This window comes from Labilibaculum sp. (assembly GCF_963664555.1).
Lineage (GTDB): Bacteria > Bacteroidota > Bacteroidia > Bacteroidales > Marinifilaceae > Labilibaculum.
Genome location: NZ_OY761461.1, coordinates 3,940,706 through 3,963,461, shown reverse-complemented (window position 1 = coordinate 3,963,461; position 22,756 = coordinate 3,940,706). Strand labels below are relative to the sequence as shown.

Here is a 22,756-nt window from a genome sequence, read left to right as displayed (position 1 = left end):
TAAATAAACGTTTCAGCTTGCAGATTCAATTTACGAATAAATTGGAAAAAGAAAAAACAATGCGAATATTCGCAGTGTTTTCCTTTTGGAATTTTTAAACTTTTTATCACAATGGAATGTTACCGTGTTTTTTAGGCGGATTCTGTTCGCTTTTGTTCGCACACATATCCAAAGCCTGCACCAGTTTGTAGCGGGTTTGTTTGGGCTGAATAATTTCATCAATATATCCCAATTCTGCAGCTTTGTACGGATTGGCAAATTTATCACGGTAATCCTCAATAGCATCTGCTCTTTCCGATTCTGTAAGTCCTTTGTGCATAATATTAACAGCTCCTTCGGCGCCCATAACGGCAATTTCGCCGGTTGGATAGGAATAATTAATATCTGCCCCAATGTGCTTCGAAGCCATTACATCATAAGCACCACCGTATGCTTTACGGGTGATTAAGGTGATTTTTGGAACCGTAGCTTCTGCGAAAGCATATAACAGCTTGGCGCCATGTTTAATAATTCCACCAAATTCCTGAGCCGTTCCCGGAAGAAAACCGGGTACATCAACGAGAGTGATTAACGGAATATTAAAAGCATCGCAAAAACGAACAAATCTTGCTGCCTTAACCGAACTATTGATATCTAAAACTCCAGCCATAAAAGCAGGATTATTAGCTACAATTCCCACAGGCTTTCCGCCCAATCTGGCAAAACCAATACATATGTTTTGAGCATATAGCGGCATTACCTCAAAAAAGTTATGGTCATCAACTACAGTCTCGATAATATCTTTAATGTTGTAAGGTTTATTTGGATCAACGGGAACCATTGTTTGAAGTTTTTCATCTTCGCGATGAATATTATCAGTACAAGGTTTTATGGGAGGATCTTCCATGTTGTTTGATGGAAGAAAACCAATTAATTCACGAAGCATTATCATTGCCTGCTCGTCGTTATCGGCAGTAAAGTGAGCAACACCACTTTTAGAATTGTGAGTTATTGCTCCACCCAGTTCTTCTTTGGTAACTTCTTCGTGAGTCACTGTTTTTATCACATCGGGTCCGGTTACAAACATATAACTTGTATCCTTCACCATCATAATAAAATCGGTAAGAGCAGGAGAGTAGACTGCCCCACCGGCACATGGCCCCATAATGGCAGAAATCTGCGGAATTACCCCGGAACCTCTAACGTTCTGATAAAAGATATCAGCATATCCGGCTAAACTCTGCACTCCTTCCTGAATCCGTGCTCCTCCTGAATCATTCAAACCAATAATTGGAGCGCCCATTTTCATGGCTAATTTGGTGATTTTAACAATCTTATCGGCATTGGCACTACTCAACGAACCACCAAAAACAGTAAAGTCCTGGGCGAAAACATAAACCAAACGACTATCGATTTTGCCATAGCCACAGACAACTCCATCTCCGAGTATTTTGTTTTTCTCCATACCAAAATCGGTAGAACGGTGCGTAACCATCTTGTCTACTTCCACGAAAGTTTCGGGATCCATAAGGTCCAGAATTCTCTCCCTGGCAGTTTTTTTACCATCAGCATGATGTTTGGCAATTCGATCTTGTCCACCACCAGCTTCGGCGGCTTTATTTAATTCTTCAAATTTTTTAATTTTATCTTCAAGTGTCAACATTTCTTTATAATTATAAATTTTGAATGATAAATTATGAATGTCTTTTCAAGTTGGGGAATTCATCAATTAATACCCATAATTGTTAATTCGTAATTTTACTTAGTCAATAAACACCAAAGGTTGATTTCCGTCGATGATATCCTCTTCATGAACATAGATTTCTTTTACAATACCATCTTTCATGGCTTTGTATTCGCTCTCCATTTTCATTGCTGATACAATAATTACGGTGTCTCCCTTTTTTACTTCACTGCCCAATTCAACAGGAATCTTAACTACCTTTCCGGGCATTGGTGAGGTGATTGTACTCTCCGCAGCTTCAAGGTTGCCCGAGTTTCGTGCTTGCAGATATTTGGTTTCAGCATCAATAATTTCAGCATCATAGGAATGGTAAAATGTGTTGACTGAATACTTTTTTGGAGAATCAGTTTCAATTAATTCCACATTATAGGAGTTGCCCTTATATAGAACAGAGTATACGCCATTTTCAACCTGCAGCATATCCAAATCATACTCTTTGGAGTCAACCATTATCTTAATTTGATTTCCCTCTTCGGCTAAAAGTTCAACTTTTGCCATGCGTTCGCCCAATTTTATTTCAATTGCCATTTTATTATTTTTTGTTTGTCTTTTAGTTTTCACTTGCTCTAAACATTCCCCTTCTGCGTCCAAATTCTTTCCACTTGTTTTGCATCGATGCTTTTGGACAAATTTGAGAGCTTTTCAATTTGTTGTGATAATTGACAAAGGCGGTAACTATGGCCAGATCTTCAAAAGACTTTTTGGCTTCATCGGCACCAAGAAGAAAATCTTCGTTTTTTTGAATAAAGTGAGTATCATAGGTGCCGTTTCTAAAGTCAGGACAATCCATGATTTTTTCTAGATATTTGATTGAGGTTTTTACACCTGTAATTTTATATTCGAAAAGAGCCCGCCGCATTCGTTCAATCGCTTCCTCTCTTGTTCTGGCCCAAATAATTAATTTTGAGATCATTGGGTCGTAGTGAATTGGGATTTCGTATCCCTCATAAACGTAACCATCGGTTCTAACCCCTAAACCCATTGGTTCAGTAATGTGGGTTATCACTCCGGGGCTCGGCATAAAGTTATTGTCTGTATCTTCCGCATAAATTCTGCATTCGATTGCGTGTCCAAATTGAAAAATATCTTCTTGTTTCATTTTCAATTCATGTCCTTCTGCAATTAAAATTTGTTGTTTCACAAGATCGTATCCGGTTACCCTTTCGGTGATAGGATGCTCGACTTGTAATCGTGTATTCATTTCGAGGAAATAGTAGTTGTGGTTATTGTCTACCAGAAACTCAATGGTGCCTGCTCCATGGTAATTAACTGCTTTAGCGGCAGCAACAGCATGTTCTCCCATTTGTGCTCTTAATTCAGCGGTCATCAGCGGAGACGGAGTTTCTTCCACCACTTTCTGATGTCGTCTTTGAACGGAGCATTCTCTTTCGCAAAGATGAATTACATTTCCGTGTTTGTCACCAAGTATCTGAAATTCGATGTGATGAGGAGAAGAAATGTATTTTTCGATATAAACAGCGTCATCACCAAATGATGCCATGGCTTCTGATTTTGCAGCTCTTAGCCCTTCCAGAATATTCTCTTCTTTGTCGATCATTCGCATTCCTTTTCCACCACCTCCGGCTGAAGCTTTAATCATTACGGGCAAACCTATTTCCCGAACAGTTTTAAGTATTGTCGATTCATCTTTTAGGTTTTCTTTAGTCCCTGGAACTACAGGAACGCCACTTGCAATCATGGTTTGGCGAGCAGTGATTTTGTCACCCATTGTCGCAATTACTTCGGGAGTTGGACCTATAAAAATGAGACCTTCTTCTTCACAGCGTTTTGAGAATTCAGCATTTTCGCTTAAAAATCCATAGCCGGGATGTATGGCGTCAGCCTTAACACGTTTTGCTGCGTTTATGATTTTATCAATATTTAAATAACTTTCGGCTGATGTTGCAGCTCCGATATGAACTGCCTGATCGGCATATCGCACATGCATAGATGTTCGATCGACATCGGAGTAAACAGCAACAGAAAGAATTCCTAATTCTCTGCATGATCGCATAACGCGCAGAGCAATTTCTCCTCGATTTGCAACAAGGACTTTTGAAATCTTCTTGATCATATTTTGGTTTTCGTTTAAAAGCCTGTAAAGGCTTTGTTTTTAATCAACTAATCTATCTGATAGTTAGAAAAATATTTTTCCAAAAAGAATAATGTACAGCATAGATATGTTGTAGAACATTTAAATGTAATCAAAATTTCGAAGTTTTCAAGTAATTAAATATAAAGATGTATGCATGTGTTGATCATAAATTACCCTTGATTTAAGGTGTTGAATGCAATTGTAAATCAAGGGTTTATGAGCTTGTTGTCTAACAGTGTAAGAATTTCAGTTCAAAAAAATCTTAAAATGGGTGAAATCCGCCAATTATGTTGCAGAACAAGGATGGGATTTCTAAGAATTTAGTGAATTGAGGCAATAATAAGGATGAAAAGGAGGAAGTTTTTAGCAGTTTTCACAAATATTCTTCTTGTAAAATGAATATTTAGACCCGGAGAATGGCTTAGTTTTCGTTTTTTACCTCTCCACCAAATTCAAAACCAAGACTTTCCAGTTCTTTTTTTATGATTTGTAAATCGATATTATTTCCTTCTAAGCGTAAAAGTTTTTGTTCCAGATTCACTTCTGCGGAAGCAATGTTTTTAATGGCTCCAATGTGTTTTTCTACACTGTTTTTACAATGGTTACAGCTCATTCCATTCACTATTACCAGTTTTTCAGTACTTCTTTTCTTGGTTTCAATAGTTTTAAGTTCACTTTTCCCAGAAATATACTTTTGTAAATAGCCATTAAATATCAATAGTACTAAGGAAATACTACTTCCCCATTTCAGCCAGTTAGGAAGTTCCCAGTGACCTTCATGTGCCCCCATATGATCATGCAATGGTCCCATAGTGAACCATTCCCGTGGGAATACATTATCAATTAATAATCCGAAAAGCAATGCTCCCAAAATAATTGAGATTAAGTAAGACCACATCGTTTTCTTGCCTAGAACTTTATTTAGTACCGTAATGGTTGCAGCATTGGTTGCCGGACCAGCCATCAGAAATACCAAGGCGGCACCAGGAGAAATACCTTTCATCATTAAAATTGCAGCAACCGGAACCGATGAGGTTGCGCAAATGTAAAGAGGAATAGAGGCTACAAGGATTACCAGCATTCCAATGAAATCATTTCCAATATAAGCTGAGAAGAAATCGTTTGGAATTAACACTGAAATTACAGCAGCTAATAAAAGGCCAATAATTAGCCACTTCGAAATGTCCTGCAGAAAATCTACAAATGCATATTTAAACATTGTGTAGATTGGCGATCTTTTCTTTTTAGTTTCAGTATTGCATTCTCCTTCACAGCCACAGTTCGATTCTTTTTTTGTTGAGCAACAGGAATCGGATGCTTGCACAGGGATGGGTTTCTCATCTTTATCAAAATGATTGGTGAGAAATCCACCAAATAGTCCGGTTAGCAAAGCTATAAATGGTCGAATGATTGCAAAAGGCAAGCCTAACAGCGAATAAGTTACTAAAATTGAGTCAACACCAGTTTGAGGTGTTGATATTAGAAATGATACAGAAGAACCTTTGGAAGCGCCACTCTTATAAAATGAAATACCGGTTGGGATTACTCCGCAGGAGCACAATGGGAGAGGAATGCCAAGAAGTGCTGCATATAAAACGGATTTCCCATTTTTTGGACCTAAATATTTGTCGATAAATTTTTGTGGGAAAGCTACTTTTAAGATTCCTGCAAATAAAAATCCTAGCATTAGGTAAGGTGACATCTCGTTTAAGATATCAATAAAATCTATAAAAAACTGATTGATATATTCCATAGTAAGCTTCTATTAAGTAACCGAAATGCTATCGTAAAAAGCAAATACGGTGAATTTTCAAATTCAAAAGTATTAAAATATTTGGATAAGTATATAAGGTATATTAGTAATAAAAGAGCTGATGGTCTAAGAATACCAACATGTAGGTATTTCTACTTATTCAGTCTTAATCTAATTTAGCATCCTAAAATAATGCTCATTATTCGAGCAGTGAAACTAAAACCTAATTATTTAAACTGATGAAAAAGGGATTACTATTTATGGCTGTGATTGCTGCTTTTATTACAACAAAAGCACAGGAGGTTCAGGAACCAAAAAGTATTGGCACAACCATTTTGGAAAGAGTAAAAGATGAGAAATTAAGTATTGGCGGATATGGGGAGATTCATTACAATCAACAAATTAGTGGCAATACCCGTTACAATGGAAATATGGATGTTCACAGAATGGTGTTGTTTTTTGGATATCAATTTAATGATAAAACCTCATTTGTTACGGAAATTGAATATGAACACGTAAAGGAATTGTACGTTGAGCAAGCATTTTTAAATTACAATGTTCGTCCAAATACAAATTTGAGAGCAGGTTTAATGTTGGTGCCAATGGGTATTGTGAATGAATATCACGAGCCAACTACTTTTAATGGTGTTGAACGTCCGAGTGTGGATAACAGCATTGTTCCTACTACATGGCGCGAAATTGGAGTTGGTGTTAGCGGTCGTATGCCTTCATTTCCATTAAAGTATCAATTGTATGTAATGAATGGTTTTAACGGATACAACGGAGCAGGCGTATTAAGAGGTTCTGATGGATTTAGAAAAGGTCGTCAGAAAGGTGCTGAATCTACATTTACATCTCCATCTTTATCTGCTAAACTTGATTATTACGGAGTTAAAGGTTTAAATATTGGTTTGGCAGGATATTTTGGAAAAACACAGTCATCTGCTTTCAACGGATTGGATAAGAATGATGATTTTGCTGAAGCCGCAGCTGATTCAACTCGTGTTGGGATAAGCATGTTCGGAATGGATGTGCGTTACAAAGTGAACGCTTTGCAATTAAAAGGTCAGTACATTCATTCTTTTATTAGTGATGCAGCCGAATACAACGATAAAACGGGTAAGGATCTGGGAAAGCAAATGCAAGGTTATTATTTAGAAGCAGGATATGATTTATTGCAAGGAAAAGAGCAGGCTTTAGTTCCATTTGTACGCTACGAAAATTATAACACTCATCATAAGGTAGCAGGAAACATGATTGCTAATAAGGCTTACGATCGAGAAGAAGTATTCTTTGGATTAAGCTATCATTTGGCAAAAGGTGCTGTTGTTAAAGCTGATTACCAAATGTCAAAAGACGGTAATGATGAGAAAAAGAATTTTGTGAATTTTGGTGTAGGCGTTTGGTTCTAGAACTAAAACAATTAAAATATTTACTTCAAAGCATTTTGGTTTTTCCATTGTGCTTTGAGGTTTTTTAAGTAAAGGAGATTTGTTGATGAAAAGATGGATAAGTATTCTGCAGCCAGTGGTTATTTTTGTTTTGATTAGTGGAGTGTTTAGTGCAAGGGCAAGTAGTTTTCCTAAATCAATACAGAAAAAAATTGAAAAAGAAGTTCAGAAAATATTCACTTCTGAAGATTTGATAATGGATGATATTGACAATCTAAATTTGGATACTTTTAATTGTGAGGGGCTAAGAGATTTACATTTGAGTACCCTAAAGGAGGCGGATAAATTAATGGGATTTGCTTGTTTTGCATCATCAAAAGGGAAGAATGACTTTTTTGATTATATGGTTCTGTTCAATCAAAAACTGGAGATTCAAAAAGTAGTGGTACTAATTTACAGATCTTCCTATGGCGGCGAAATTATGGCTAAATCGTGGTTGAAGCAGTTTATTGGAAAAGTAGGAGGAGAGGAGATGGAATTTGGAAAAGATATTGATGGAATTTCCGGAGCCACTATTTCAGCTCCGGCAATGGCTAAAGGAATAAAAACTCTTAGTCTGCTTTTAAGCGAGCTAAAAGCTAAAGGGGAAATCTAAGCTAGAAAGAATATATGTTCGATTAAAATTCGAAATCCAATAAGAATTAGAACAACACCTCCAATTATCTCAAATCGTTTGCTCATTTTACTACCAATTTTCTTGCCCAGCAACATCCCGAGCATTGAAACGATAAAGGTTATTATACCAATTATAATGGCTGGAAACCAAATAACAACGTCAATAAGGGCAAGGCTTAATCCTACAACCAAAGCGTCTATACTTGTAGCTACAGAAATGCCTATAAGAACCAACAGTTTTAGTGGGTTAAAAGAGCAATCTTTTTCTTTGGAAGTTATGCTTTCATATATCATTTTACTACCCATTCCTGCCAGTAGAATAAAGGCAACCCAATGATCAAAATCTTTGATTAAATCTTTTAACTCCCAACCTGTATACCAACCTATAATTGGCATTCCTCCCTGAAATACAGCAAGAAAAAAAGCAATTTTAGCAGCTTGAAAGAAATGAATCTTTTTTATGGCCAATCCACTGCATATAGATGCAGCAAACGAGTCAACAGAAAGTCCGAGGGCAAGAAGAAGTATACTTAATAATTCCATGTAATCGTATTTTTTGGATTGCAAAGATATATGCTTCTTACTTAAGAGCCGAAAAAAAAGCAGTTTCTGGTAAAGAAATTGCCTATTTAAAAGTATTCTAAAAAGTTAGGCTGATTTTAAAGAGAAAATGAATTTGCTTCCTTTATTTTCTTCACTTTCAACCCAAATTTCGCCGCCGTTTTTCTTAACAAATTCTTTACAGAGAATAAGTCCCAGACCGCTTCCGGTTTCATCCATAGTGCCATTAGTTGTAAAGTTACAATCTAATCGAAAAAGTTTATCCTGATTGTTTTTACTAATTCCAATACCATTGTCTTTTACTGAAAGATGAATAAAATCACCATCCAATACAGAAGATAAGAAGATTTCGCCATTTTCATCTGTGAACTTTAATGCGTTGCTAATTAGATTTCTAACTATGGTATTTACCATGTTTACATCGCCAAATGCCACAGTGTTTGGTTTTATGTCTGAAAATAATTTTATTGATTTATCGGCAGCTTTTAATTTGAAAATAGCAAGATTGGATTGAATTAATTCATATAAATCAATTTGGATTGGAGTGAATTCAAGGATTCCACGTTGATCATTAGCCCATTGTAAAAGGTTTTCAAGTAGTGTAAATAAACTGTTTGCCGATTCGTTAATGTTGTCATTATATTCTTCTATGATCTCTAAATCTTTTCCTCTCTGTATTTCCGATTTTATCAGTTCCGAAAATCCTAATATGGCATTAAAGGGTGATCTTAAATCATGAGCTATTATTGAAAAGAATTTATCCTTTGTGGCATTCATGATTTTTAATTTGGAATTGGAATCTTCCAATTTGCCATTTATAATTTTTATTTGATTGTTTATTTTTATTTTAGAACGGAAAAGGATAATGATCAGAAGGATAACAGCAAGCGCTAAGAAAGAGAAAATATAAAGGTATTTTGCTCTCATTTTTTCTTGTTCCAGTTTTTCTTGAGTAAATTGGTTTTTCACTCTTAAAATTTCGTTCTCCTTCTCTTTTTTTTCAGAATCAAACTTTGTTTGAAGTTCTACTATCTTCTCGGTTCTTGATTTTTGTTGTATGCTGTCTTTAAGAGAGTTGTAGTCTATCATTGAGGAATAGGCTTTTTGGTATTTCCCTGTTTTATTGTAATATTCAGCAAGGAGCTTTAATAAATCACTTCTTTTGCCTTTTGTCTTTAATTTTTTAGTTAAAGAAATTCCTTCTTCAAGATATTTGTAAGCCTGATTGAAATTACCCAAGCTAAGGTGTATTTGAATTAAGGTCTCCAAATTATAGATAATTTCAGTATCAAGTTGTAATTGTCGATTGGTAGATAATGATTCGCGCAAGAATACAATTGCTTTATCTGTATTCCCCATTTTAAAATAATTTTCACCAATATTATTCAGACACAATGCAACGCCTGCTTTATTATTTGCTTTCTTATATATTGCGAGACTTTTTTCGTAAAATGTTAATGCTTTATTAAAATTTAAATCGTCTTGATATACAATTGCCAAATTGTTGTAAAGAACTGATAGCGTGTCCTCATCCTTTATCTCTAAAGTGATTTCCATGGCTTGATTGTAATAGGATATTGCCTTTTCCCTTTGTTGTTCATCGGCATAAATATTTGCCATATTAATGAGAATGCTAAGCTTAGTATCTTTGTTGTCCTGCACTTCATTATATTGAAATGCTTCTACATATTTGCTTAGTGCTAATTCAAAATCTCCTCTTTCATAGTACACTTGTCCAAGCCCGATAAGATTATGAATTTTATTTTTGTTATTCTTGATTGCTTCGCTTATTTCCAGAGATTTATTGTAGTGGGAAATTGCACTGTCGTATTGGCTGGCTATTACATAATGGTATCCTAAACAGGAATGTACTCTACAAATATTTAAAGAATCATTCAGTATATAAGCTATAAATTTAGCTTCATCAAGAGCTTCTTTTGCATGTACCAGATCTCTGTTCACAGAATAATTGTAAAAACATTCAATTTGGGAATCGATGATCAATTTATGGTTATTATTTTTCAGGGATAGTTGTAACGCTTTATTTGCAAAATAGATTGCACTATCAGTTTTTACCGTATAGTACGTTCTTGATTTGGTTAGATATCGTTCTATCTTAATACTATCCTGATTCTTTACGTCATCTGAAACCCTATTTGCAAATAGAGTGTTGGAGAACGAAATATAAAAAAGCAAAACAAGTGGTAGGGGAAATTGCATTGTGGTTTTGGATCTTAAGTTTGGATGCTATTATTAAATCGGATTGTTTTAATTGTTTAGTTGAGGTTTTTTGTGGTATTGTTTATTCATAATTGTCTAATAATGAGCCGAAATATAGTAATATTATTCTAATTAATATTGGCTGAAATAATAGTATTATTATTTTGATAAATTATTGATGGAATATATTATATCTTTTCGTTTTTTTTTGTAAAAAAGTGTTTTGAATTGGACAAATATTTTGATTACTACCTAAGTAACTTCCACTATTTTTTTGATGATAAATGGATTTATTTAAAATACACGCAGTAATTTGTGTGTGTTTAATTATTTGTCTATAAGTGCCTTGTGAGAGTGTTTTCGGCGCAATTCAGTTATTGATCCGGAAACAAATTGGGATGATTGAGAATAAGTTCTTAAGACGAATTCGGAATTGATGGTTGATGCTACAGCGGCAATTCGTAAGTAAAATGAATTGTTTTTTTTTACAGGAAAAAATATTCACACCCAAATTCATAATATAGATGGTTTTTGTTTCTTTCAGCTACAGTATTTGCATGCGAAACAAAGATGCCATCAAATTGTTTTGAGTTTAATTTTGAATATTTTTCCCTTTACTATTTTTTTTATGGAAATTAAAGAACAATGTTTTGACTGATATCTAATGCAGTTACAGAATGGGTAAGAGCACCAATTGAAATAAAGTCAACACCGGTTTTAGCAACTCCGGCAATCCTGCTTAAATTCATATTTCCCGATGCTTCAACCAAAGCTCTGCCATCAATAAAGTCAACAGCTTCTTTCATTAATTCATTACTCATATTATCGAGCATGATGATATCTGCGCCTGCAGTAACAGCTTCTTTAACTTCATCTAAGTTTGTTGTTTCTACCTCCACTTTAATATCCGAAGGAATGGCTTTGCGAACCTGTTCAACAGCGGAGGCAATGCTGCCGGCAACCTTAATGTGATTGTCTTTAATCATTACCATATCATATAAACCAATGCGATGATTGGTTCCTCCGCCCATTTTAACTGCATATTTATCAAATGTCCGTAGCCCGGGAACTGTTTTTCTGGTATCCAATATCTTCACCTTTGTGCCTTTTGTCTCGGCAACGTATTTAGCTGTTTCGGTAGCAATTCCCGACATTCTTTGCAGTAAATTCAAGGCTAGTCTTTCACCGGTTAAAAGAGCCCTGAATGTTCCATTTATTTCCAGAATAACATCACCTTTTGATACCCGCTCACCATCTTTAAATTGAGGATTCCATTTTAGATTTGCATCCAACTTTCGAAATACCATTTCGGCAATATCCAAACCTGCTATTATCCCATCAGCTTTAGCAGTCATACTTGCTGTGGCTAAAGTATTCTCGGGTACTATATTATTTGTGGTAATATCACCACTTCCTATGTCTTCTTGAAAAGCATGATTAATGATGAGTTCAATTTCCTGAACATTAAATCCTGATTCTTTCATATGTGATAATTTAATCTTGAGATCGGCGATCTACAGGAACAAAATAAATTTCTTTATTGATTTGTTGAATTGAGTGAGTAAGGAATCTTGATTTTTCTTTCGGGAAATCTTCTCTGAAATGGCCACCGCGACTCTCTTGTCTGGATAAAGCAGCCGTTGAGAGTAATTTACATACCCGAATAATATTTTGCAAACGAACGCTGTAATATTCATAATTTTCGAAAGGGAAACTATTTTCGATCGATTCTAAAAGTGAAATAACTTCTGTCAATTCTTTTTGGTTTCGCACGATTCCAGCCTTCAAATTCATCTCATTTGCAATTTCATTGCTGTGATTTAGAAATGATTGTTCGAGTTTTGTATTGACATGCATCCGGGTTTGATTCAACGGAAAAGAATCTTTAACCAAAGAAGTTTTTCTGGCATGATCGATAGCTCTCTTACCAAAAACCAAACACTCAAGCAATGAGTTTGAAGCAAGTCTGTTGGCGCCCATAACTCCTGATGAAGCTATTTCCCCACAGGCATACAGTCGCGATATATTGGTTTCAGCGTGTATTCCGGTTTTAATTCCTCCAACCATATAATGCGCCGCAGGAGCAATTGGAATTTCCTGAGTCATATCAACGCCTGAAGATTCGCAATTTTTATTAATAGACGGGAACCGATTTTTTATTTTCTCTCCATCAAGATGTTTAAGGCTAAGAATCACATGATTGCTTTGACTTTGTTTCATCTGATTGAAAATGGACCGGGCAACGATATCTCGGGGAGCTAATTCGGCCAAAGGATGAATTGCCGACATAAACCGTTCTCCTTTTGAATTTATAAGATGAGCACCTTCACCACGAACAGCTTCGCTAATCAGAAATGTATATCCTTCCTTAGAATAAAACGAACTGGGATGAAACTGAATGAATTCCATATCCGCTACTGTAGCACCGGCCTTATAAGCCAGGTTGATTCCATCGCCAACTGTAGTGTGCGGGTTTGTTGTTCTTTGATAGACAGCAGAAGCTCCGCCCGAAGCAAGAATTGTATTCTTAGCTTCAATTAGGAGATTGGTATTGTTGGTGATATTGTAGCTTTTTGCTCCGGCACAAATTTTATTTTCAACAAGCAATTCAAAAACCATATGGTTTTCAAATATTTCTATATTGGGATTATTCACTACCTGTTTAATCAAAAAAAGAGTCATTTCTTTTCCTGTTGAATCACCACCGGCATGAAGAATCCGCCTTCGGTGATGCCCTCCTTCAAGTCCCAAAGCCAGTTTGCCGTTCTCTTTATCGAATTGCATGCCCAAATCGATTATATCCTGAATACGATCCGGCCCCTCGTTAACGAGAATTTCCACAGGAATAAGGTCACACAAACCACGACCTGCGGTTAAAGTATCTTCTAAATGATATTGAGGAAAATCTTCAGGATCGGTAACAGCAGCAATGCCTCCTTGTGCGTAGTAAGAATTGCTAACATCAATCTTCGATTTTGTTAAAATGGCAACTTTCCCAAAGCGGGAAGCATAGTAGGCTGAATATAAACCAGCCAGTCCACTTCCGATTACTAAATAATCGAACTGTTTGTGTAGCATTATTAAAAATCTTGGTTCGTGCGAAATTAGGGAATTTCATTTTATTTCGTTGCAAAATTATACGAATTTTAAAGAACAGGAATAGTATTCGTTGATTTTTTGTGTGATAATGCTCTTTTAAGATACATGAAAAGCTAAAAAAGGCGGTAAATTGAGAATTTACCGCCTGCTATTAGCTTCTAATTATTTAATGAATTCCGAAAGTAGTTTTCGAACCGAAGCAACAGATTCAACTTTGTATTTTGCCGCTGTATTCTTAAGTCCAACTTTTATGGTATGTGATGATTCAGGAAGTTCACGGAACATGTATTCATCAGTCCAATCATCTCCAACAGCCATTACGAAATCAAAATTTTGGTTTTTAAGAAATTGCATCGCGGCAATTCCCTTGTTAATTCCACCGCTTTTCACCTCAATTACTTTATTGCCTTCTAATATTTCTAAGTTGTGATTGGCGATCATTGTGGTTAACTCGTCCCGAAGCTCATTTGCTCTAAGTTCTCCTTGTTCAGGTTCTGCTTTTCTGAAATGCCAAACCAGAGAATAATTTTTTTCTTCGATAAAAGACCCTGGTGTTTGGTCAACAAAGGTTTCTAAAGTAGGACGAATATTTGGTTTCCATATATCCGAAGCATTGCTTAGCATTTTCCACTCTTTTTGATTTTTTCTAAGCCAAACACCATGTTCAACAATCAAATTGATTTTGTGTCCGTCGAACCATTTCTCCAGACTATCTCTATCTCTGCCACTTATAATTGTAATCACATTACGAGGATCTTCTTCCAGTTTGAAAAGAATTTTATGAAGCTCTTCATCCGGTTTTGCATCATTCGGGTTGGATCTGAAACCGGTTAACGTTCCGTCGTAATCAAGGAATATGGCTCTTTTTTCAGAAGAATGGTATTTCGAGCTAAGATTTTCCATGATTTTACTATTGATTTTCTTCGCATAGAAGGAGTTTTGTATCTTCTCAACTTTTGATAAAGATTTTACAAACTCACTGGACCATTTGAAAACATCATATCGTTTTATTCTGTCCTGAAGAAAGATCATCCGTTCCCGTTGTTCATCAAGCGGCATGATTAAGGCCTGATTAATAGCGCTTGCAATTTCGTTACTATTGTTCGGGTTAATAATCAGAGCTTCCCCCATTTCTTTGGCAACGCCTGCCATCTCACTTAAAATGATAACACCTGTTCTATTTGTTCTTGATGCTACATATTCTTTCGCAACCAGATTCATTCCATCGCGCACAGGTGTTACCAGAGCAACATCACATGAACTGTACAATTCAATCAGGTTTTCGAAGGGTAGCGAACGGTAAAAATACCAAACCGGCGTGTAGTTAATACTCCCGAATTTACCATTTACAGTTCCAACCAATTCATCCACCTCTCTCTTAAGGTTGATATAGTGTTCCACGGTTCCACGGGATGGTACCGCAAGCATTATCAGTGTTACTTTGCCTATAAATTCAGGATAATCTTCTAAGAATTTTGAGAAAGCCCGTAAGCGGTTTGGAATTCCTTTCGAGTAATCCATTCGATCGATCGAGAGAATTAGCTTTCGTTCAGGTGAAACCAGAAAATATTTTTCCAGCTCACGATGAAGCTTCGATTTTTCCTGAAGCGGCTTTTGAAATGTTTGAGTTGCAGCGTCTCTAAATTTATTGTAGTCAATTCCCATTGGAAAGGAATCAACAAGTATAATCCGGTCTTCGATGTGAATTTGGTTGAATGAAATTTCATAACCCATTAAACGACGTACCGAACTGCAAAAATGTCTTTGATAATCGAAAGTGTGAAAGCCTATCAGATCAGCACCCAGCATACCTTTTATCAATTCTTTTCTCCAAGGCAAAATTCGAAAAACTTCAAACGAAGGAAAGGGGATGTGAAGAAAAAAACCAATGGTAACACCAGGTTTTTTCGATTTTATCATTTCAGGGACCAGCAATAGTTGATAGTCATGAATCCAAATTGTATCTCCTTCCTCTATGGTTTCCAGTGCTTTGTCAGCAAATTTTTGATTCACGCTTACAAAAGCATCCCACAGCTCGGGGGCATAATCAATGTATTGCGCAAAATAATGAAAGAGAGGCCAAATAGTCCGGTTACTAAAACCATCATAGTACAAGTCTATTTCCTGTTTTGACAGGTGAACAGATACACAATCTTCTTTTTGTAAATTCTCTTCGATTTTTGCAGTTAGCTGATCGTCAAGATCATCGCTTGGTAATCCCGGCCAGCCAATCCATTTTCCATTGTATTCTTTGTAAACCGACCTCATACCTGTTGCAAGCCCGCCAACACTCGGAATTAATTCGATGTTGTCATTTTCTACGTTAATACTAAAAGGGAGTCTGTTGGAGACAATGTGAATTCGATTCATAAAAAGGAGATTTAAATTTTGGTTTAAAAACAGTCTAAAGTCATGGAAAATCTTTATTTTCCGTGGAGTTTTTATGGTTAAGCTCTAAAATAGCATTTTTTTATGAAGAATTTAAATTACGGGGTAATAGGAAATTGTAGAAGTGCGGCACTGGTTTCGGAAAAGGGGTCGTTGGATTGGGTGTGTTTGCCACAATTTGATTCATCTTCGGCATTTGCTAAGTTGTTGGATAAGAGTAAAGGTGGTAGTTTTGAAATTTTACCTGAGAGTGCAACAAATATAACACAGGAGTACCGAAAAAATACAAATATTTTAAAAACAAGATTTGAGTGTGTCGATGGAGTTTTTGAAGTATTGGATTTTATGCCCAGATATGTGACAGAAAAAAATGATTACTACATGCCATCTGATGTGATTCGTTTTTTTCGATTGGTTTATGGGAAACCAAAATTTCGTATTAAATACAATCCGCAACTCGATTATGCCCGAAATATTACAGAAAATAAAGTGTCGGGAGAGGAATATATCAAATCCTATACAGCATCAGGAAATTACGATTCCTTGTATTTGTATTCCAGTTTTAATTATTCCGATATATTGAATCAGGAAGTCATTGAATTGGAAAAAGATGGGTTTTGCCAGGTAAGCTACAATCAGAAATTGTTGGAACAAACACCCGACCGCATTTATTTGAAATTGCAGCGGACAAAAACATATTGGCTGAACTGGAGCGAAAAAACCAAAGTACTGCCGAAATACAACGAAGAAACCAATCGAAGTGCATTGGTTTTGAAATTGTTAAGTTATCAGAAAAGTGGAGCTGTTCTGGCAGCATTAACAACTTCTTTACCCGAAACAATTGGGGAAGTTAGAAATTGGGACTACCGCTTTTGCTGGATTCGCGATGGCTCTATGGTTGTTAAGATTCTCACTCAACTGGGGCATTATAATGTGGCAAAACGATACCTGAATTTTATTATGGATATCATTCCTGAGAAGAATGAGAAAATTCAGATCATGTATGGGATCAATGGTGAAAAAAAGCTTTCGGAATATGAATTGGATCACCTTGCAGGTTATGAAGGATCAAAACCGGTAAGGGTTGGGAATGCGGCCTACAAACAAAAGCAGAATGACATATATGGGATATTGCTGGATTTGATTCATCAGCATTTCGCTATGTTCGAAAATTCTCTCGACCATAGTGAGGAATTGTGGACCATTGTAAGAAGTATTGTGAAGGTTGTAGAGGAGAACTGGAAAAAACCGGATCGTGGAATTTGGGAAATCCGGGGCAAGAGTCTCCATTTTACTTTTAGTAAAGTGATGTGTTGGGTGGCTTTCGACCGGGCGGTTAAAATTGCAAGTCTTTTGAAGCGCGATTATTATGTAGGAAAGTGGACCATTCTTCGGCATTCGGTGAAAGAAGATATCATGAAAAAGGCCTGGAGTGAAAAGAAACAGGCGTTCACCCAATTTTATGGCTCTGAGGATATGGATGCTTCGGTTTTGCTGATGGAAAGCTATGGTTTTATCAATGCCACAGATGAGAAGTATAAATCGACCGTACTAACCATTCAAAACGAATTGGAACACGACGGTTTGATGTATCGTTATAAAAACAAGGACGATTTTGGGACGCCAAAGTCAGCCTTCACAATTTGTTCTTTCTGGTTAATCAACAGTTTGTATAAAATTGGCAGAAAGAAGGAGGCGAAAGAGAAATTTGATAAATTGCTTACTTACTCGAATCATCTTGGTTTGTTTGCTGAGGATATCGATTTTGTGTCGAAACGGATGCTTGGGAATTTCCCACAGGCCTATTCGCATTTGGCGATAATCGAAACAGCTCTGAACTTTTCAAATACTAAAGCAGAGGACGAAGAGAGCCTTCTGGATCAATTGAATAGTTAAGAAAATTACAAATGATTGTTTGAACAGCACCATATTGACATCGGTTATTTGGTGCTGTTCTTATTTTTTGATTTAGCCTTTCAGTAAACTGATTACCTCTTTTAAGGTTTTGTTTTCGTTTTCGAGTAATTCGATTCTTTTTTTAAGGCCATCTACTTCTGCATCTATCTGAGATAGTTCCATGCCTTTTTCTACCGCCTTTTGTGATTGATTCTCTCTCTCGAGTCTATTCGCAATTTCCTGAAAAATATTTAATTCAAGAGCCTGACAGATACTCCATAGTCTGTTTACCTGAAGTGTTGATCTGTTCAGTTGTTGGTGAAGTGAAATAGGGCGGATATTAATTTTCATTGCTAACCAGCTTACCGTTAGGTTTCGTTTCGATAAGTTTTGTCGAATCATTCGGTGAATGCTAAACGGGATTTTTTCTGATTTTGGGTTCATGCGTATTTGGCGGGTTTAAAAATTAATATTCTTCCTGATTCAGTTCATCCGTTTCTTTTACAGAAATTGTAAACCTGAGAGCAAATATGCTTTCTACAAGTATAAAGTTAAACCTTATAAATAGTAAAATCAATAGTGTAGTAATGAAAATACATCCTTTAAGATGTATAAAACTTAATAATTTAAGTAAGAAAGATATTCCGATATGTAAATTACCTACCTGAATAAGTAAAAAAGATAATTATAGATGTAAAAAACGTTTTATAGTAAGTAAAGTACATGGTAAAATATGTAAAAAGCATCGTATAAATAGTAAAATATATATCCGAAGATGTAAAATACGTATTAGGGGTACATAGCGTCCAACTACGAAGCTTTTGTTGGTGACTGAGAAGAAAAAGAGCTTGCCGAATTACGACAAGCTCTCACTAAAATACCTGTTTGATCTTCTTATTTCACCAACAGCTTTCCCTTGTATATTTTCTCACCCGAAAGGTTGATGATATGCACACCGGGTTTTAATTGTTCCCGGTTTATAATTACGTTGTTTCCTGTGATGTTTTCAATAATCCGAACCACCCGGCCACTTGCATCCACAACCACCAACCGGTATTTCTGATTGGTTTGGTTGGGAAAAACTACATTACTCTTGTGCAACAGAGGATTCGGGTAGATCTTTAATTTATCTGCTTTATTCGAGTTTAAATCATCTTCAATTCCGGTTGCTACATCACTAAACCCAACCAAGGCTTTTATGGCCAGGGAGGTATTGTTTCCAAATACTTCGTTATAAGGTTCCCATGCATTATTGTAATGCATGTATGCAGTATTGGCCCATTCGGCATCTGCTTGTAAGGGCAGGTGAGCAACGGCAAATGTGTCAATGGGCATTTCGTATAAAACTTCGTAGCCTACAAAGAAATTCTTGTCAACAGCAACAGGGAAATCCAGTTCGATGTCATTAAATTCTCCTGCCACCAATTCTGTAAAGGGAACAGATTTAGAGTAGACTTCATTGGTAGGTTCATTGGATCCGTTCCAAATTTTAATAATTATATGCGGATCAGCGGAATTTGACTGCAGTAAAGATGGCATAATTTTGATCTGTTTAACTGCATTTAAATTAGGATTTATCATCTCAAATTTCTCAGCGTATTGATCAATTTTCAGGTTCGTTTGTCCTGTTATATAGCCATCATTATCGCCGGTAAATATATATTGAGTCAATTGATTCTCAAATTCACCTTCTATATTGTAAAGCAAATCATCATCAAAATCATCGGCATCAAGAACGGTAATGTATCCTGTTTTAATTTCTGTGTCGTTGAATTCAGCATCATGAACAACCAATGTCACGTCAAATGTACCAACGGTACTGTAGGTAACAACAGGATTTTGTTCTGTTGAACTTTCAGGCGTTCCACCCGGGAAACTCCAGTTCCAGGATGTGGGTGTCCCAACGGTTTGATCAGTAAATGTAATTTGCGTATCCACATTAATATTTGTAGCGCTGGCAGTAAATTTAGCGCCAACTGTTTTTACAATTATAGCGGAGGTAATTGTTTGAGTATTTGAACCAGCAGCATTTGCTGCAGTTAATGTCACCGAATGAACACCTGGAGTTTTGTAGACAATTGCCCGGGGATGTTCGTCGGCCGAAGTTGTTGTTTCGGCTCCTTCAAATGTCCATTCCCACTTGGTAAACCCATCGCCAATACTTCTGTTCATGAAATCAACTGCTTCTCCTATTTGAATAGAATCTTTTGTCATTCCAATTAGTGCAACAGGAGCAGCAGAGCTAAAATCATCATCAGCTGTAAATACCCCATTACCATGAGTTGCAACAGCAAAGAATCCATCTCTGCGAGCTTTTATCATTGAAACAACGCTGGTTCCGATTTGGTTAATTGCTTGCTGTGTCCAGATAGTAGAACTTCCCTCAAGTTTTGTTGTACTGTACAAACCGGTACTGGTACCTGCATAATAGGTAGTGTCAGTTGGTGAAACCATGTAAGCTGCTGAGCGGATGGACGGACCATTGTTCTCACCATTTATTTCTTCCAGATTTCCACTTACAGGAGTCCAGGTGGTTCCCCCATCGGTAGTACTAAATATACTTTCAATTCCGTAATTGGAAAATCCGACCAATACTTCATTCGCATTTAAAGGGTTTGCATCAATAGAAATTACATTTCCAGCTGGCATATTTGTTCCTGTAATGTCGTTTTTCTTTGCCCATTTCGAGTGCGAATTTTCAATTTTATAAATTTTTCCTGTTGATGTTCCATAATACAGAATGTGAGCAGGGAAGGTTGAGGATTCCATTGCCGATACAGTTCCGCTTGCTTTTGATATTTCCAGTTTTTCCCAATTTATATTGGCTTCATTGGATTGTAGTTTTGGAATTTCAAAAATATTGGAATTTCTCCAGATGTATTGTCCTGCAGCATAGTATAAAATTTCACTGTTGTTGGCATCCTCAACAAATGGATTGATAAACAATTGTCCGGTTGCTCCCTCTGGATCAACACGGGTCCAATAGTAACTTGCCTCATCTGTTACGTTATTTTCAAGGTAAGTGGTGCCGCTTTGTGAAGAAGAGTAGATACTGGTACCTAAATTAAAAATACTGCAGTAACTGCCGTCGCCTGACCCCCAGGCTAACCAATCTTTATCAGAATCGGAAGTTTCAGCAAGCCAGGTACCGTTGTCCTGAAATCCGGAAAGTAATACTTTGTTTGTTCTTATATCGTTATCAACAGCGACTGTATAAGCTTGTGTTGTTAGGTAGCCATTGTTCAGAAATTCCCAATCAACAGGCATGCTTTTGTCTCCTGCTGTTTCAGAAAATGTATCGTCTGTTTGTTTATAGTTGTTCGTAATGCTTATTCCACCATCGTGTCCGCATAGTAATGTTGCATTATCATTCTTAAATACTAATGCATGTACATCCGGATGATGATTTGGATACTGACTAATATTATTTTCGGTAGCGTAGCCTCCGATCCAGTAGGTTTTTGATTCATCGGTCGATTTCCCAACACTTAAAGGACTTGCTTTTGTAGCAAAAGCATCATCGGAACGAAGCAGATTAGTGCCGCCGATAAATACCATATTTTCATTATCCGGAGCAACTTTTATTACCATATTGTAAGACCCCTGTGAGTTGTAACCATTTACATCTGTGTCCCCGTCGCCACCTTCCGGTAGATTTTGTGACCGGTCTACCCATGTTGCCGGAGTTGTTGCGGCAGCATTATAAGTCAATTTCCAAAAACTGTGATCCTGAAAACCTGCTCCTATTGTTTCACCTAAAATATAAACAATATCATTGGTCGTATTACTTGGTGCATGTGCTAGTACCACTCTGTTATAATCTGCAGAAAATCCACTAGGAGTAATGTCTTCCCATTCATTTAAATTTCCTGTTACCGATCTGTAGATTCCTTTTGTTGTACCATCGGCACTTAAAGAAGCGTACTTAATCCCGCTGGGAGTACAGATAATATCTTCATAATAGGAATCTGACGCGATAGCATCAGCCCATGTAGTTCCTCCATCTGTAGAACGTTTAATACCATCAGCAGTTGCAACATATACATCGCTGTTGTTCGGGTCAACGCATATATTCCAGATATAATCAAAAGCATCATATATTTCAGATGTGTTGGATGCGGTAGAGGCTAAAGATGTCCAGTTGTCGCCGTTATCCGTTGATTTAAACAGCCCATTTCCCCGGTAAGGAGCGCCACCTGCCGATGCTGAATTACCTATTAGTTCTCCGGTTGTATAATACCAGATTGCAGTGTTGTTTGGATCTTGTGCAATAGAAGTTACACTAGGGTGGTCTTCAAGCTTTGTTGTTCGGGTCCAACTAACACCGTTATCGGTTGATTTCCACATCCCGCTGGTTATTCCTCCAGCAAGAATTATATTTTCATTTGCTATGTCAACAGCCAGAGCCCTGGTTCTTCCACCAACATTTCGAGGTCCGCTATTGATATAGCTTAATCCTCCTGTTTTTAATCTGCTTTGCAAACCTGAGGCTGAGGAAAGGACATATGCCTTTTCCAGTTCTTTAATGTTTAATGGGATCTGTCCCGTAAGAGGGTTTTTTAGTATATTTCTTTCGTACAAGGCTCTGGCAATAGGATCATCCGCACGTTTTGGTTTTCCCGCTTCTTTGTCCGCAATTTTAGCCAACTTTCTCTTGTTTAATGTTGGATTGGTTAAATCATTGTACGTTTTTTCGGTTATTACGATATTTTTCACTCCTAGTGTAGAGTGCTTTTGTACTGTTAGTTTTTTATTTTGCGCAAGTGTTGGAAAAGAAATCGCTATTGCGAGTAGTATGGTGAAAATTGATTTCATGTGTTTTGATTATTTAATGCCGAATACGTGCAAATTAAGTTTTCTTATCAAAGAGGAAGCAGACATATTACGTTTCCCTAATTTATTTGTTAGTTGAAAAGTAATTTTTATTCCAATTTTTAAATTACAATTGGGGCTGT

General features: G+C 36.6%; 14 protein-coding genes. 3 read left to right on the top strand and 11 right to left on the bottom strand.

Annotated elements, in window-relative coordinates:
* Positions 1-106: 106 nt before the first annotated feature.
* From ACKU4N_RS15590 to ACKU4N_RS15575, 4 genes are all read right to left on the bottom strand, one after another.
* Positions 107-1,642, bottom strand: coding sequence for an acyl-CoA carboxylase subunit beta (locus tag ACKU4N_RS15590; RefSeq protein WP_321317903.1), 1,536 nt, complete (start codon positions 1,640-1,642; stop codon positions 107-109).
* A 99-nt stretch (positions 1,643-1,741) separates the two neighbouring features.
* Positions 1,742-2,251 carry a biotin/lipoyl-containing protein gene (locus ACKU4N_RS15585; RefSeq protein ID WP_321317902.1) on the bottom strand — a complete coding sequence of 170 codons (510 nt, stop codon included), beginning with the start codon at positions 2,249-2,251 and terminating at the stop codon, positions 1,742-1,744.
* A 22-nt stretch (positions 2,252-2,273) separates the two neighbouring features.
* Positions 2,274-3,797 (bottom strand): acetyl-CoA carboxylase biotin carboxylase subunit, encoded by a 1,524-nt coding sequence (gene accC, locus ACKU4N_RS15580; RefSeq protein WP_321317901.1) that lies wholly within the window; start codon positions 3,795-3,797, stop codon positions 2,274-2,276.
* Positions 3,798-4,239: 442 nt separating this feature from the next.
* Positions 4,240-5,571, bottom strand: coding sequence for an SO_0444 family Cu/Zn efflux transporter (locus tag ACKU4N_RS15575; RefSeq protein WP_321317900.1), 1,332 nt, complete (start codon positions 5,569-5,571; stop codon positions 4,240-4,242).
* Between the two features lie 239 nt (positions 5,572-5,810).
* On the opposite strand from ACKU4N_RS15575, the gene ACKU4N_RS15570 reads away from it, so the two are divergent.
* Complete coding sequence (locus tag ACKU4N_RS15570) at positions 5,811-6,983, top strand: putative porin (RefSeq protein ID WP_321317898.1); 1,173 nt, start codon at positions 5,811-5,813, stop codon at positions 6,981-6,983.
* An 85-nt stretch (positions 6,984-7,068) separates the two neighbouring features.
* Entirely contained in the window at positions 7,069-7,617 is a 549-nt protein-coding gene (locus ACKU4N_RS15565; RefSeq protein ID WP_321317897.1) for an FMN-binding protein, read from the top strand.
* Here the strand turns inward: ACKU4N_RS15565 and ACKU4N_RS15560 are convergent.
* The 5 genes from ACKU4N_RS15560 to ACKU4N_RS15540 all read right to left on the bottom strand — a co-directional run bounded on the left by ACKU4N_RS15560 (position 7,614) and on the right by ACKU4N_RS15540 (position 15,887).
* Positions 7,614-8,180 (bottom strand): manganese efflux pump MntP, encoded by a 567-nt coding sequence (locus ACKU4N_RS15560; RefSeq protein WP_321317894.1) that lies wholly within the window; start codon positions 8,178-8,180, stop codon positions 7,614-7,616. The genes ACKU4N_RS15565 and ACKU4N_RS15560 overlap by 4 nt on opposite strands.
* A gap of 105 nt (positions 8,181-8,285) precedes the next feature.
* On the bottom strand, positions 8,286-10,418 hold the full coding sequence (locus ACKU4N_RS15555; RefSeq protein WP_321317891.1) for a tetratricopeptide repeat-containing sensor histidine kinase: 2,133 nt from the start codon (positions 10,416-10,418) through the stop codon (positions 8,286-8,288).
* 635 nt (positions 10,419-11,053) lie between these two features.
* Positions 11,054-11,902, bottom strand: a complete 849-nt coding sequence (nadC, locus tag ACKU4N_RS15550) for a carboxylating nicotinate-nucleotide diphosphorylase (RefSeq protein ID WP_321317889.1) — start codon at positions 11,900-11,902, stop codon at positions 11,054-11,056.
* Between the two features lie 10 nt (positions 11,903-11,912).
* Positions 11,913-13,496, bottom strand: coding sequence for an L-aspartate oxidase (gene nadB, locus ACKU4N_RS15545; protein WP_321317887.1), 1,584 nt, complete (start codon positions 13,494-13,496; stop codon positions 11,913-11,915).
* Between the two features lie 183 nt (positions 13,497-13,679).
* Entirely contained in the window at positions 13,680-15,887 is a 2,208-nt protein-coding gene (locus tag ACKU4N_RS15540; protein ID WP_321317885.1) for a bifunctional alpha,alpha-trehalose-phosphate synthase (UDP-forming)/trehalose-phosphatase, read from the bottom strand.
* A gap of 102 nt (positions 15,888-15,989) precedes the next feature.
* Between ACKU4N_RS15540 and ACKU4N_RS15535 the strand changes: the two genes are divergently transcribed.
* Positions 15,990-17,801, top strand: a complete 1,812-nt coding sequence (locus ACKU4N_RS15535) for a glycoside hydrolase family 15 protein (RefSeq protein ID WP_321317884.1) — start codon at positions 15,990-15,992, stop codon at positions 17,799-17,801.
* 72 nt (positions 17,802-17,873) lie between these two features.
* Here ACKU4N_RS15535 and ACKU4N_RS15530 read toward each other — a convergent pair whose 3' ends face one another.
* Together ACKU4N_RS15530 and ACKU4N_RS15525 are read right to left on the bottom strand one after the other, a co-directional pair.
* Complete coding sequence (locus ACKU4N_RS15530) at positions 17,874-18,245, bottom strand: hypothetical protein (RefSeq protein ID WP_321317882.1); 372 nt, start codon at positions 18,243-18,245, stop codon at positions 17,874-17,876.
* Between the two features lie 450 nt (positions 18,246-18,695).
* Entirely contained in the window at positions 18,696-22,616 is a 3,921-nt protein-coding gene (locus ACKU4N_RS15525; protein ID WP_321317880.1) for a PKD domain-containing protein, read from the bottom strand.
* Positions 22,617-22,756: the final 140 nt, after the last annotated feature.